Origin of the sequence: Burkholderia seminalis DSM 23518 (assembly GCF_902832885.1) — a bacterium.
Classification (GTDB): Bacteria; Pseudomonadota; Gammaproteobacteria; order Burkholderiales; family Burkholderiaceae; genus Burkholderia; species Burkholderia seminalis.
On sequence record NZ_CADFDK010000002.1, the window covers coordinates 462,986 to 477,348 of the forward strand.

The 14,363-nt window shown below is 69.6% G+C and carries 10 protein-coding genes; 6 read left to right on the forward strand and 4 right to left on the reverse strand.

Going from position 1 to position 14,363, the window contains the following annotated elements; all coding sequences use genetic code 11:
- Nucleotides 1–67 precede the first annotated feature (67 nt).
- Together HWX00_RS08570 and pdeR are read left to right on the forward strand one after the other, a co-directional pair.
- Nucleotides 68–3,712 carry a hydantoinase B/oxoprolinase family protein gene (locus HWX00_RS08570; RefSeq protein ID WP_175028513.1) on the forward strand — a complete coding sequence of 1,215 codons (3,645 nt, stop codon included), beginning with the start codon at nucleotides 68–70 and terminating at the stop codon, nucleotides 3,710–3,712.
- A 560-nt stretch (nucleotides 3,713–4,272) separates the two neighbouring features.
- On the forward strand, nucleotides 4,273–6,276 hold the full coding sequence (gene pdeR / locus HWX00_RS08575) for a cyclic di-GMP phosphodiesterase (protein ID WP_034188366.1): 2,004 nt from the start codon (nucleotides 4,273–4,275) through the stop codon (nucleotides 6,274–6,276).
- Between the two features lie 48 nt (nucleotides 6,277–6,324).
- Here the strand turns inward: pdeR and HWX00_RS08580 are convergent, their stop codons facing one another.
- Nucleotides 6,325–7,188: a crotonase/enoyl-CoA hydratase family protein gene (locus HWX00_RS08580; protein ID WP_034188365.1), complete on the reverse strand. Its 864-nt coding sequence runs from the start codon at nucleotides 7,186–7,188 to the stop codon at nucleotides 6,325–6,327.
- 420 nt (nucleotides 7,189–7,608) lie between these two features.
- Between HWX00_RS08580 and HWX00_RS08585 the strand changes: the two genes are divergently transcribed.
- Nucleotides 7,609–9,534, forward strand: a complete 1,926-nt coding sequence (locus tag HWX00_RS08585) for a DUF3857 domain-containing transglutaminase family protein (protein WP_175028514.1) — start codon at nucleotides 7,609–7,611, stop codon at nucleotides 9,532–9,534.
- 69 nt (nucleotides 9,535–9,603) lie between these two features.
- Entirely contained in the window at nucleotides 9,604–9,774 is a 171-nt protein-coding gene (locus HWX00_RS08590) for a hypothetical protein (RefSeq protein ID WP_167361897.1), read from the forward strand.
- Between the two features lie 59 nt (nucleotides 9,775–9,833).
- Here the strand turns inward: HWX00_RS08590 and HWX00_RS08595 are convergent, their stop codons facing one another.
- Nucleotides 9,834–10,883, reverse strand: coding sequence for an AraC family transcriptional regulator (locus tag HWX00_RS08595; RefSeq protein WP_049032674.1), 1,050 nt, complete (start codon nucleotides 10,881–10,883; stop codon nucleotides 9,834–9,836).
- Nucleotides 10,884–10,953: 70 nt separating this feature from the next.
- On the opposite strand from HWX00_RS08595, the gene HWX00_RS08600 reads away from it, so the two are divergent.
- Nucleotides 10,954–12,156, forward strand: a complete 1,203-nt coding sequence (locus HWX00_RS08600) for an MFS transporter (RefSeq protein WP_034188362.1) — start codon at nucleotides 10,954–10,956, stop codon at nucleotides 12,154–12,156.
- Nucleotides 12,157–12,205: 49 nt separating this feature from the next.
- Here the strand turns inward: HWX00_RS08600 and HWX00_RS08605 are convergent, their stop codons facing one another.
- Complete coding sequence (locus HWX00_RS08605; RefSeq protein WP_175028515.1) at nucleotides 12,206–13,084, reverse strand: aldo/keto reductase family oxidoreductase; 879 nt, start codon at nucleotides 13,082–13,084, stop codon at nucleotides 12,206–12,208.
- Between the two features lie 101 nt (nucleotides 13,085–13,185).
- Here HWX00_RS08605 and HWX00_RS08610 point away from each other — a divergent pair, with 101 nt between their 5' ends.
- Nucleotides 13,186–14,085 (forward strand): LysR family transcriptional regulator, encoded by a 900-nt coding sequence (locus HWX00_RS08610; protein WP_069245831.1) that lies wholly within the window; start codon nucleotides 13,186–13,188, stop codon nucleotides 14,083–14,085.
- Here the strand turns inward: HWX00_RS08610 and HWX00_RS08615 are convergent.
- Nucleotides 14,019–14,324 (reverse strand): hypothetical protein, encoded by a 306-nt coding sequence (locus tag HWX00_RS08615; RefSeq protein WP_341773169.1) that lies wholly within the window; start codon nucleotides 14,322–14,324, stop codon nucleotides 14,019–14,021. The two genes, HWX00_RS08610 and HWX00_RS08615, sit on opposite strands and share 67 nt — an antisense overlap.
- Nucleotides 14,325–14,363: the final 39 nt, after the last annotated feature.

The window sequence follows — 14,363 nt, forward strand, 5'->3', positions numbered from 1 at the left end:
ACGGCGTGCGACGCGCGCCGTGCGGCGGCGCTCGTCCCTCGATTCAACGACGCCTCGACCCGACATCATGACTGACCGACACCTTTCCTCCGTTCCCTCCGACGCCGCGCGCTGGCAATTCTGGATCGACCGCGGCGGCACCTTCACCGACATCGTCGCGCGCCGGCCCGACGGCACGCTCGTCACGCACAAGCTGCTGTCGGAGAACCCCGAGCAGTACCGCGACGCGGCCGTGGCCGGCATCCGCCACCTGCTCGGCCTCGCGGCCGGCGAGCCGATCACGCCCGCGCGCGTCGACATGGTGAAGATGGGCACGACGGTCGCGACCAACGCGCTGCTCGAACGCAAGGGCGAACGCACCGCGCTCGCGACGACGCAGGGCTTTCGCGACGTGCTGCGCATCGCGTACCAGAACCGGCCGCGCCTGTTCGATCTCGACATCGTGCTGCCGGACGCGCTGTACGAGACCGTCGTCGAGATCGACGAGCGCGTCGGCGCGCGTGGCGACGTCGTCGTGCCGCTCGACGTTCAGGGTGCCGAAGCGTCGCTGCGCCGCGTGTTCGACAGCGGCGTGCGGGCGCTCGCGATCGTGCTGATCCACGGCTACCGCTACACCGCGCACGAGCGCGCGCTGGCCGAGCTGGCGCGCCGCATCGGCTTCACGCAGGTGTCGGTGTCGCACGAGGTGTCGCCGCTGATGAAGATGGTGTCGCGCGGCGACACGACCGTCGTCGACGCGTACCTGTCGCCGATCCTGCGCCGCTACGTCGAGCAGGTCGCGCACGAGATGCCGGGCGTGAACCTGCAGTTCATGCAGAGCAGCGGCGGCCTGACGCGCGCCGACGCGTTCCAGGGCAAGGACGCGATCCTGTCGGGGCCGGCCGGCGGCATCGTCGGGATGGTGCGCGCGGCGCGCGCGGCCGGCTTCGGCCAGGTGATCGGCTTCGACATGGGCGGCACGTCGACCGACGTGTCGCACTACAACGGCGAGTTCGAGCGCGAGTTCGAGACGCAGGTGGCCGGCGTGCGGATGCGCGCGCCGATGATGAGCATCCATACGGTCGCGGCCGGCGGCGGGTCGGTGCTCGGCTTCGACGGCGCACGGCTGCGCGTCGGGCCCGAATCGGCAGGCGCGAACCCGGGGCCGGCCGCGTACCGGCGCGGCGGCCCGCTGACGGTCACCGACTGCAACGTGATGCTCGGCAAGATCCAGCCCGATTACTTCCCGCGCGTGTTCGGCCCGCACGCGGACGAACCGCTCGACCGCGACGGCGTGGTCGCGAAATTCGCGGCGCTTGCCGACGAGATCCATGCGGCGACGGGGCGGCGCGAGACGCCCGAGGCGCTGGCCGAAGGCTTCCTGGAGATCGCGATCGGCAGCATGGCGAACGCGATCAAGAAGATCTCGGTGCAGCGCGGCCACGACGTGTCGCGCTACGTGCTGACGACGTTCGGCGGCGCGGGCGGCCAGCACGCGTGCGGCGTGGCCGACGCGCTCGGGATGACGCAGGTGTTCGCGCATCCGCTCGCGGGCGTGCTGTCCGCGTACGGGATGGGCCTGGCCGACCAGACCGCGATGCGCGAGCGCGCGGTCGAGGCCGTGCTGTCCGACGCATCGCTGCCCGCGTTGAACGCGGCGCTCGACCGGCTGGCCGACGAGGCCGTCGGCGCGCTGCTCGAACAGGGCGTCGCGCCGGAGCGGATCGCGACCGAGCGGCGCGTGCACCTGCGCTACCAGGGCACCGATTCGGCGCTCGACGTGCCGGCCGGCAGCGTCGACGCGATGCAGCAGGCGTTCGAGGCCGCGTACCGGCAGCGCTACGCGTTCCTGATGCCCGGCACGCCGCTCGTCGCCGAACTGGCGTCGGTCGAGGCGATCGGCCGCTCGGACGCGCCGGTCGACATCGCGCCGCTCGCGCCGCGCGGGGCGGGCGACGGCACCGCGCCGCGCGCCGATTCCGCGGTGCGCTTCCATTCCGGTGGCCAGTGGCACGACGCGGCGCTCTACGTGCGCGACACGCTGCTGGCCGGCGACGCGATCGACGGCCCGGCGATCGTCGCGGAGCAGAACGGCACGACCGTCGTCGAACCCGGCTGGCGCGCCGAGATGACCACGCAGGGCAACCTCGTGCTGACGCGCACGACGCCGCTGCCGACGCGCCGCTCGCTCGGCACCGACGCCGATCCGGTGCGGCTCGAGATCTTCAACAACCTGTTCATGTCGATCGCCGAGCAGATGGGGCTGCGGCTGCAGAACACCGCGTACTCGGTCAACATCAAGGAGCGGCTCGACTTCTCGTGCGCGATCTTCGACGGCGACGGCAACCTGATCGCGAACGCGCCGCACATGCCCGTGCACCTCGGCTCGATGGGCGAGAGCATCCGCACGGTGATCGAGCGCAACCGCGGCCGGATGCGCGACGGCGACGTCTACATGCTGAACGACCCGTATCACGGCGGCACGCACCTGCCGGACGTGACGGTCATCACGCCGGTATTCGCCGACGGCTCGGACGCGCCGCTGTTCTACGTCGGCTCGCGCGGCCACCACGCGGACATCGGCGGCACGACGCCCGGCTCGATGCCGCCCGATTCGACGCACATCGACGAGGAGGGCGTGCTGATCGACAACTGGCAGCTCGTGTCGGCCGGCGTGCTGCGCGATGCGGACACGCGCGCGCTGCTCGCATCGGGTCGTTACCCGGCGCGCAACGTCGAGCAGAACATGGCCGACCTGCGTGCGCAGATCGCCGCGAACCAGAAGGGCGTCGACGAATTGCGCCGGATGGTCGCGCAGTTCGGCCGCGACGTCGTGCTCGCGTTCATGGGGCACGTGCAGGACAACGCGGAAGAAGCGGTGCGGCGCGTGATCGGCGCGTTGCAGGACGGCGCGTACCGCTATCCGCTCGACAACGGCGCGGAGATTCGCGTCGCGATCCGCGTCGACCGCGCGGCGCGGCGCGCCGAGATCGATTTCACCGGCACGTCCGCGCAGCTCGACAACAACTTCAACGCGCCGAAGGCCGTCTGCATGGCCGCCGTGCTGTACGTGTTCCGCACGTTGGTCGGCGACGACATCCCGTTGAACGCCGGCTGCCTGAAGCCGCTGACGGTGATCGTGCCGGCCCGCTCGATGCTGAACCCCGAGTATCCGGCGGCCGTCGTGTCGGGTAACGTCGAGACGTCGTCGGCGATCACCAACGCGCTGTACGGCGCACTCGGCTGCGTCGCGTCGAGCCAGGGAACGATGAATAACTTCACATTCGGCAACGATCGCTACCAGTACTACGAGACGATCGCGGGCGGCAGCGGCGCAGGCAACGGTTTCGCGGGCGTCGGCGCGGTGCAGACGCACATGACGAACTCGCGGCTGACCGATCCGGAGGTGCTCGAATGGCGCTACCCGGTGCGGCTCGACTCGCACCGGATCCGCGCCGGGTCGGGCGGCGGCGGCCGCTGGCGCGGCGGCGACGGCGCGGTGCGGCGGATCCGCTTCCTCGAGCCGATGACCGCGTCGATCCTGTCGAACAACCGGATCCACGCGCCGTTCGGTGCGGCGGGCGGCGAAGCCGGCGCGCTCGGCCGCAACACGATCGAGCGGGCGGACGGCACGGTCGAGGCGCTCGACCATATCGGCCGCGCGCAGATGGCGCCGGGCGACGTATTCGTGGTCGAAACGCCGGGCGGCGGCGGGTACGGCGCGGCGGGCTGATTCGTGCGACCCGGCGCGGGCGGCCGCGCCGGGCTGAAATCATTGCAACGGACTGTGGAATAAAACAACGAATTCACGCACAAACGGAATCAAAAATGGCCGAAATCCGGTGCGCCGGCATGCGATCCGACCCTGTCTGAGCGGTGCCGCCAGTGCCATGCCGCGATCGCTCCGCGTCGACCGCAAACCCATGACCAGCAAGGCATTCAGCCGATTCCGCCACGCCGTTTCGCCGTGCCGCACCGGGTCTTTCGCCGGCCGCAAATCATGAAAAATCCGGCTTGCCAATCGAGTCCCGATTCCTTGACACTCTGCTCTAAATGTGAGTGCCAATCCTCATCGTCATTTGATAAGATGGCTCTCATCATTCGTTTGGCAAAACCTGCGCGCGTCACGCGCGAACGCCGGTCGCAGTAGCTGGAAACAAGTACGGGACGAGGCCCGCTGTCACGGCAATCACGGCTGACCTGCCGGAACGCGCTCGGCGCGGCCCGGGCAGGGCGGTCGGCCCGCTCGCCTCCGTCTACACTGTGCGTTTTTTTCTGGATCGGGGCGTGTCCATGGATGACGAAAACGATAGCGCGGTGCTCGAGGCGCATGTCGGTACGCGCAGCCCCTGCTGGCGTCTCGGCAGCGACAGCAACGCGCTCGAGCTGGCCGCCGTGCGCGGCCTGACCAACGTGGCGGTTGCGCTGACGGTCGAGCAGGCCGCGCGCGTGCGTGCGCTGACCGGCGTCACGTCGCATCTCGTGCTCGACATCGCGCTGTTCGGCAATCCGGTCAGCCTCCATCTGGTCGGCAGGAAGGTCAACACGACCGACTGGGCCGGCACGGCGTCCGCCTATTCCGATACCGCATCCGTCGCCGACGATCTGTCGCACGGGCTCGCCTTCGCCGAGCAGGTCGTGTCCGAAGTCAATTCGCTCGTCGTGATCCTCGATCGCAACGGGATGGTGCAGCGCTTCAACCGGCTGTGCGAGGAAGTGACGGGCAAGCGCGAGGTCGACGTGATCGGCCGCAGCGCGTTCGAGCTGTTCATGAGCCCCGAGCAGGGCGCGCAGTCGCGCACCAACATCACCGGCTTTTTCGCGAGCAACCAGTCGTACGCGGTCGAGCGCTACATCAACACGGTCAACGGGCCGCGCCTGTTCCAGTTCCGCAACAAGTTCGTGCAGAGCGGCAGCGGCATCGACGAGCAGTTCCTGATCTGCTCGGGCATCGACATCACCGAGGAGCGCAACGCGCAGCAGCGGCTCACCGAGCTGGCGAACACCGACGTGCTCACCGGGCTGCCGAACCGCCATGCGATCAGCGAGCGGATCCGTGCGGCGATCGACGCGGAGAGCCCCGACACGCGCGGCCAGGTCGGGATCCTGTTCCTTGACCTCGACAACTTCAAGCGCGTCAACGATCACTACGGTCACATCACCGGCGACCGCCTGCTGCAGGACGTGTCGTCGATCATCAGCGGCTGCCTGCCGTCCGGCGCGACGCTCGCCCGGCTCGGCGGCGACGAGTTCCTCGTGCTGTTCGAGCACGGCACGCGGCCGCTGCTCGAGGCGACCGCGCAGATCATCCTCGAACGGCTGCGCACGCCGATCCACCTCGGGCTGATGGAGGTCTACACGAGCTGCTCGATCGGCATCGCGATGCATCCGCAGCATGGCGATTCGCTCGAGACGCTGATCCGCAGCGCCGACACCGCGATGTACGTCGCGAAGGAGGAAGGCAAGCACACGTACCGCGTGTTCTCGCTGGAGATGAACCAGAAGGTCGCGAAGTACATGTGGCTCGACACGAACCTGCGCAAGGCGCTCGAGGAAGAGCAGTTCGTGCTGCATTACCAGCCGGTCGTCGATATCGCGACGGGCGACGTGCACGGCGTCGAGGCGCTGATCCGCTGGCAGTCGCCCGATCGCGGGCTCGTCGCGCCGATCGAGTTCATTCGTTTCGCGGAGGAGTCGGGGCTGATCGCGCCGCTCGGGCGCTGGGTGATGCGCACCGCGGCCGCACAGGCCGCCGCATGGAAGGCGAAGGGGCTCGGCATCCGGATCGCGGTGAACGTGTCCGCGCGGCAGTTGCAGGACATGAACATCGTGCACCAGTTCGCGTCGATTCTTGACGGCGCGGGGCTGAAGCCCGGCCTGCTCGACATCGAGCTGACCGAAAGCTGCTTCATCGAGGACGAGGATTCCGCGATCGGGCTGATGCGGCAGTTCCGCCAGCTCGGCGCGGAGATCCATCTCGACGATTTCGGCACCGGCTATTCGTCGCTGTCGCAGCTGTCGCGCCTGCCGCTCGATGCGATCAAGCTCGACCGCACCTTCATCACGGGCATCGACCGCAACCCGCGCTCGCAGGCACTGGTGCGCTCGGTCGTGTCGCTCGCGAAGGCGCTGAATTTCGCGGTGATCGCCGAAGGCGTCGAAACGCATGCGGAAGCCGATTTCCTCAAGCAGCTCGACGTCGATCACGCGCAGGGCTACTACTATGCGCGGCCGATGCCGGCGCAGGCGTTCGAGGCGTGGCTCGCGGAGACGCGGAAGCTCAGGCTGATCGCCTGAGCCTCGTGCCCGCCCAGGCGCCGCCGCGTACCGGCGGCGCCGGTTCCATTACACCGTGCGCAGCTTCGACACGCGGCGGTTCTGCAGCATCACCAGGCGTTCCATGTACGCGAGGTCCTTCGGCTCGATCGTGAACGCCGCATGCACCCACGCTTCCGTGATGTCCATCAGCTCCGAGCGCGACAGCTGGAACACGCGCTCGCGGGCGCGCAGCATCGCGCGCACGCCGTTCAGCTTCGGTTTCGTCACGTCGATGAAGGTGCGCGTCGCGAGATACGCGTCGCCGGCGTCGAACGTCTGGTCGATCAGCCCGCGATCCTCGTACCACTCGGCCGCATGCGCCTCGCCGGTCGCGATCAGCGATTCCGCGAGGCCGCGGTTCGCCTTGCGCGCGACGAGCGAATAGCCGCCCATGCCCGGGAACAGGTTGAACGCGATCTCGGGAAACCCGAGCTTCACACCCTTCTGCGCGAGCACGTAGTGGTGCGCGAGCGCGGCCTCGAAGCCGCCGCCGAGCGCGCTGCCCTCGACCATCGCGATCGAGATCGCGCCGGTGCCGAAGCCCGTGTAGATCTCGTACACGCCGTCGATGCACGAGCGCGCGTAGGCCATCAGCTGGTCACGCCGGCCGCTGCGGATCGCGTCGACGAAGAAGCTCAGGTCGCCGCCGACGTTGAACAGCTCGGGGACGAGCGAGCCCGTCACCCAGAAGTCGAACGTGAGGCCCGAGTCGCGTGCGACGCGCGCGAGATGGATGATGTCGGTAACGAGTTGTTGGTTGAAGCACGGCCGCGGCTCCGATCGCAGCATCATCCACATGACGTTACGGCCTTCTTCGTAGAAGGCGGTCAGTTGCGACAGTTCGCCGGCTTCGTAAAACGGGCGGCACGCCGGATGGGATTGGAGTTGCATGGTATGTCCTCGTGAGATGTGGTTCTTGAAGACCATCGCGCCCGGCGCCACGCGGGGAATCGGGTTGCCCGCCGGGCGCCGGGCGCGAGGCATCGCCATTGTTGCGCGCGCACAAAAGACGAACTGCGGGGAACAACGCACGACCGGGACGCGGGCATCGATGGCGTTCGGACGGATAGGGCGGGCGAACGGATCGGGATCGGGAGGCGACGGCCGGCGTGCCGGACGGCGCCGATACGCGCGGAAAGTCGGGAGACGGCGATGGGCCGCACGGCTTGACGCTCGCCGGCACGTCACCCACACTGGATCGCACGACGGCCATCGGGCGGGTGGTCCGTCATGCGCGTGTCATGCGGGTACGACCTGTCGCGTGGGCGCGCAGTCCTGACGCCCGGTAACGAACGCGCGGAGAGTCGCGACGTGGCACGTTTTGCTTCCCGATGGGCCGGCTGTCTGCTCGCCTGCGCCGTTGCGCTCGGCGCGGGAATCGCCGCGGCCGGCACGCACGACTCGCACGACTCGCACGACTCGCGCGAGTCGTCCGGCGCGGAAGACGAAGCCCCCGTCACGCTCGTCAGCGACGTCCACGAATTCGTGATCCAGCACGACGGCTCGCTCGACGAGCACGACGATTCGATACTGCGCGCGAACAATGCGAACGGCATCGACGCGGTCGCGCAGCGCTACGTGTGGTTCGACAAGCATCTCGAGCAGGTCGATCTGCTCGCGGCCGAGACGATCGATCGCGACGGCGTCGCGCATCCGGTCGGCGCGGACGGCATCCGCGACGTGCAGGAGCCGCGCTCGGCCGGCGCGCCGACGTTCCAGGACGGGCTGTTGCGCACCGTCGTGTTCCCCGGCGTCGAAGCCGGATCGAGCACGCGCGTGGCGTTCCGCAAGACGCGCACGAAACCCGTCAATCCCGGCTACTTCGGCTACTACGTCGAGCCGTCGCGCGAGCCCGTCGACAGCCAGCGGCTGATCTTCGACGTGCCGGCCGACATGCCGCTGCATGCGGACGCGCGCGGCTACGTCGCGCTGCCGCCGGTCACGGCGAACGGCCGCACGCGTTATGAATTCGATTACCGGCACGGCCCGTACGACCGCATCGAGAGCGGCGCGGTCGGCTATCCGACCTACGGCGACCGGCTCGTCGTGTCGACGCTGCCCGACTACGCGGCCTTCGCCGCCCGCTACCGCAACGCGGCCGTCGACCCGAGCGCGGGCGATCCGGCCGTCGTGCAACTGGCGCGCGCGCTCACCGCGGAGGCCGCCGATCCGCGCGACAAGGCGCGCATCCTGTACGACTGGGTGCAGGCGAACGTGCGCTACGTCGGGCTGTTTCTCGGCGAAACGGCCGCCGCGCCGCATCGCGTGACGGACATCCTGCGCAACCGCTACGGCGACTGCAAGGATCATGTCGCGCTGTTCGGCGCGCTGCTCGCGGCGGTCGGCATTCGCAGCGAGCCGGTGCTGATCAATCTCGGCGCCGTCTACACGCTGCCGTCGGTACCCGGTTACGGCAGCGGCGCGATCAATCATGCGATCACGTGGCTGCCCGACTTCGCGCTCTATGCGGACACGACGACGGCCGGCATCGCGTTCGGCTACCTGCCGCCGATCGTGATGGATCGTCCCGCGCTGCTCGTCGACACCGGTGGGCTGTCGCGCACGCCGGCCACGCAGCCGCGCGGCCGCATCGCGCGGGTCGGGATCGACGCCGCGCAACCGGGCGTCGCGCGTTTCAATGCATACGTCGAGGACAGCGGCTGGACGGCCGAACTCGAGCGGAACCTGTTTCGCCGGGCGCCGCACGATCGCATCGACGCGCTGGCGACCGAGCGTCTGAGGCAAAGCGGCCTGCGCGGCCGCGCGCAACTGTCGACCGGCGACCGGCGCGTGACCGAGGGGCCGTTCGACGTGACGGTCACCGGCACGCTCGATCATTTCGTGTGGCCCGACGGCACGACCGCGTTGCCCGCGCTGTCGAGCCTCACGGGCGGCATCGCGACGCAGGTCGAGAACTGGCTGGCCGAACCCGTGCGTACGCAGCCGTGGGGCTGCGTCGGCGGCACGTTCGACGAGACCGGGCAGATTGCACTGCCGGCGGATGTCGTCGTCACCGACCTGCCGACGGATGCGGACGTGCACGACCGCTTCGTCGCGTTCACGTCGCATTACGTGTTCGATGCGGCCGCGCGCATCGTCCAGGTCACGCGGCGGATGAAGGCGGATTTCGGTCGTCAGGTGTGCACGCCGGACGAATTCGCGGCGCTGCGTGGGGCGCTCGAACGCATCGAACGCGACACGCAGGCGCAGATCGTCGTGCGGGCGAAGCCGCGTTGAGCGGCGCGGGCACGACGTTCGCTACGCACGGGCGAATGGCCGCAACCGGCCAGCGTGCGGGAGGACATCATGACGGAACGGGATCACGAGATCGCCGAGCTCTCGAAGGACTTGCTGGGGCGGATCGTGCAGGGCACGATCGCGACCGGTGCAACGGTGAATGCGCAGCAGTGCGCGGCGCTTGCCGTGCAATGCGCGACGGCGCTGGTCGACAGGCTCGACGCGCGCAGCGGCGGCTGAACGCCGACGTGACGCCAACATGACGCCAGGCGACAATGCATGGCGCCGCGCGTCAGGCGTTACGCTTCGACACCGAGGTCGCCCTCCGCGCGCACCGCGCCCGGCGGCTTGCCCACCACGCGCTTGAACGCGCGGCTGAACGCGGCCAGCGAACCGTAGCCGAGCCGGTACGCGACGGCTTCGATCGTCTCGCGGTCGCGCGCGATCCACTGCGCGGCGAGCCGCATCCGCAACTCGGTCAGGTAGCGCACGGGCGTCATCCCGGTCGCCGCGAGAAACCGCTCGGCGAACACCGAGCGCGACACGCCCGCTTCGGTCGCGAGCTCCGCGACGCTCCAGTTGCGGCCCGGCTCGCGATGCAGCGCGACGATCGCGCGACCGAGCTTCGGTTCGCGCAGCGCCTGCACCCAGCCCGTTGCGTCGCCGCAGCCGCACTCGACCCAGCCGCGCACGATGAACGCCGCGACCACATCCGCGAGCCGCGCGAGGATGCCCGCGAAGCCCGCGCGCGCCGTGCATGCTTCGCGCTCCATCGCATCGAGCATCGGGCGGATTTCCGGGTAGCGCGCGAGCAGCGTGCCGACGTGCATGAACTCGGGCATCGTGCCGACCAGCGGCTGCATGCCGCCGAGATCGAGCTCCATGCACGCGCTGAAGATCAGCGCATCGCCGGCGCCCGGTTCCGTCGTCGCGCAGGTCGCGGGCGACACGCCGGCCGACGCCACCGACGCCACCGTATCGCAGAGCGTCGCGACCTCGAAGCCGTTGATCTCGCGGCACGGCACATCGGGATCGGATACCAGCGCGTGCATGCCGCCATGCGGCAGCAGGATCGCGTCGCCGCCCTCGAGCCGCATCGTGGCGCCCGACGCGTCGCGCAGCAGCACGGGCCCGCGCACGACGAAATGGAACTGCGCGCGGCCCGGCGCATGGCCGAAGTTCAGCCCGAACGGCCGCGCGACCTGGATGCGGCGGTACTGCACGCCGCTGAGGCGCATCCCCAGCAGCAGCTCGCTGACGAGGTCGTGCGTGTCGGGAATCGGGGGCAGAAGGGGCTCGGACATAGCGAGATTCGGACGTTCGATCAATAAGCACGGATTGTATGTCATAGACCGTCCTGACGTGGTTCCTTACGATACGCCCTCATCAGTACTTTCCCTAACCGACACGGAACCACGCATGAATCCCGGAATCTCCTCGGCCGCCTCGACGGCGGCCCCCCGCGAACCGGCCTGGGGCGCGGTATTCGCGATGGCGCTCGGCGTGTTCGGGCTCGTCACGGCCGAATTCCTGCCCGCGAGCCTGCTGACGCCGATGGCCGACAGCCTCGGCGTGACCGAAGGCGTGGCCGGGCAGGCCGTCACGGCCACCGCGACGGTCGCGCTCGTCACGAGCCTGCTGATCTCGGCACTGACGCGCACGATCGACCGGCGGCGCGTGCTGCTCGTGTTCTCGGTGCTGCTCGTCGCGTCGAACCTGGCGGTCGCGTTCGCGCCCAACCTGACGATGCTGCTGATCGGCCGCGTCGTGCTCGGCATCGCGCTCGGCGGTTTCTGGACGATGGCGACGGCCACCGCGATGCGGCTCGTGCCGACGTCGATGGTGCCGCGCGCGCTGTCGATCATCTTCAGCGGCGTGGCGGTCGCGACGATCGCGTCCGCGCCGATGGGCAGCTACTTCGGTCACCTGATCGGCTGGCGCAACGTGTTCCTGATCGCGGCCGTGCTCGGCGGCGTCGCGTTCGTGTCGCAGCTCCTCACGCTGCCGTCGATGCCGCCGAGCGGCACGACGCGGCTGCGCACGCTGATCGACGTGCTGCGCCGGCCGACCGTCGGCCTCGGGATGTTCGCGACGATCCTCGTGTTCACCGGGCATTTCGCGTTCTTCACGTACCTGCGGCCGTTCCTCGAACAGGTGGCCGGTGTCGGCGTGAACGGGCTGTCGGCGATCCTGCTCGGCTACGGCATCGCGAACTTCGTCGGCACGTCGCTGGCCGGCCGCGTGCTCGAACACCGGCTGCGGCCGATGCTGATCGGCATGCCCGCGTTGATGGTCGTGCTGGGCATCGCGCTCGTCGTGCTCGGCCGCGCGCCGGTGATCGACGCGGTGCTCGTCGCGTTGTGGGGGATGGCGTTCGGCGGCGTGCCGGTCGCGTGGTCGACGTGGGTCACGCGCACCGTGCCCGATGAAGCGGAGAGCGCGGGCGGGCTGATCGTCGCGGCGATCCAGCTGGCGATCGCGACGGGCGCGGCGGTCGGCGGCGTCGTGTTCGATGCGAACGGCGCGGCCGGCGTGTTCGTCGGCGCGGCCGTCGTGCTGGCGGTCGCGGTCGCGACGATCGTGACCGGCGTGCCGAAGCGCGTCGGCGTGGTCGCGTCCTGAGCGGCCGGGCGGCGCGCGTGGCACGGGCCGCCCGGCGATCGTCCGCGCGTCAGGCGGCGCCGGCACCCGCGATGCGGTCGAGCGCCGCGAGCGCGTCCGCCGGCAGATCGAGGTCGGCTGCCGCGAGGTTCTCGCGCAGATGCGCGACCGACGACGTGCCGGGAATCAGGAGGAGATTCGGCGCGCGGCGCAGCAGCCACGCCAGCGCGACCTGCATCGGCGTCGCGCCGGTACGGGCCGCCACGCCGGACAGCGTCGACGACTGCAGCGGCGAGAAGCCGCCGAGCGGAAAGTACGGCACGTACGCGATGCCGTCGCGGGCAAGCGAGTCGATCAGCGCATCGTCGCCGCGATGCGCGATGTTGTAGTGGTTCTGCACGCAGACGATGTCGCAGAGGCGCCGGCCCTGTGCGACCTGCGCGGGCGTGACGTTGCTCAGGCCGATGTGCCGCACGAGCCCGCGCCGCTGCAGTTCGGCGAGCGTGGCGAGCGGCGCTTCGATCGATCCCTCGGCCGGCCCGTGCGGGTCGAACATGATGCGCAGGTTGACGACGTCGAGCACGTCGAGTCCCAGGTTGCGCAGGTTGTCGTGCACGGCCCGTTCCAGTTTGTCGGGTGCGAACGCGGGCAGCCACGACGCGTCGTCGCCGCGTCGCGCGCCGATCTTGGTGACGATCACGAGATCGTCGCGATACGGATGCAGTGCTTCGCGGATCAACTGGTTGGTCACGTGCGGGCCGTAGAAATCGCTGGTGTCGAGATGATCGACGCCGGATTCGACGGCTTCGCGCAAGACCTTCAATGCCGCGTCGCGATCCTTCGGCGGGCCGAATACCCCGGGCCCCGCGAGCTGCATTGCGCCGTAGCCGATGCGTTTGACGTGGCGATCGCCGAGCCTGAAGGTGGCGGTGGGGTGAATGTCGGGCATGACCGTACTCCTGTCGATGAGATGAATGCGCCCAGCATAGGGACGAGCCGTCTGCGCGATAAGCCGTCATAATCCGTACGGGCTGTACGAAAAGGCGAACAATGCAAACCGATCTGGGCGATCTGAACGCGTTCATGGCCGTGGCACGCGCCGGCGGATTCCGCGACGCCGCACGCATGACGGGCCTCAGCGCATCGGGGCTGAGCGAGGCCGTGCGCCGGCTGGAAGCGCGGCTCGGCGTGCGGCTGCTGCATCGCACGACGCGCAGCGTCGTGCCCACCGAAGCCGGCGAGCGCCTGCTCGCGCGCCTCGGGCCCGCGCTGACCGAAGTGGCGGCGGCGCTGGACGATATCGACGAATTCCGCGACCGACCGGCCGGCACGCTGAAGCTCAACGTGCCGGTCAGCGCATCGCGGCTCGTGTTGCCCGCGATCGTGCCGCGCTTTCTCGACGCGTACCCGGATATCCGGCTGGAAGTGATCGCCGACGAGAGTTTCGTCGACGTGCTGGCGGCCGGCTGCGACGCGGGCATCCGCTACGACGAACGGCTCGAGCAGGACATGATCGCGGTGCCGATCGGGCCGCGCGTCCAGCGGTTCGCGACCGCGGCGGCGCCCGGTTATCTCGACCGGCACGGCCGGCCGCGGCATCCGCGCGACCTGCTCGACCACAAGTGCCTGCGCGGGCGCTTCGCGAGCGGCGCGATGCTGCCGTGGGAGTTCGAGCGCGACGGCGAAGTCGTGCGGGTCGAGCCGGCCGCCGGGCCGCTGCTGGTCCAGATCGGCGGCGCGTCGGAGCTGCTGGTCGATGCGGCGCTCGCCGGTACGGGCATCCTGCATCTGTTCGAAGAGTGGGTGCGCCCGCATTTCGACAGCGGCGCGCTCGAACGGGTGCTCGAACCGTGGTGGCGGCCGTTCCCGGGGCCTTTCCTGTACTACCCGGGGCGGCGGCTCGTGCCGCCGGCACTGCGAGCGTTCATCGATTTCATCAAGGCGTCCTGAGCATCGCCCGGCGCATCCGCGCGTGCGTCGAGCAACTGCCTGGCTGCGTCGTCGATCGCGGGGCCGACCGATTCACGATGCACGCGCCGCAGCAGGCTGCGCGACACGACGCCCCGGTCGGCGACGAACGGCTGCATGCCGAGCCGAGCGAACCTCGGATGCGGCAGGTTGCGTGGCCCTTCGCGCGGAGCCATGTCGATGCCACAGCCGAAACAGCCCGGTGCCGCATCGTTGGTCATCGGCACGTCCCGGTGGCGGCCCATCACGATCGCCCGAAT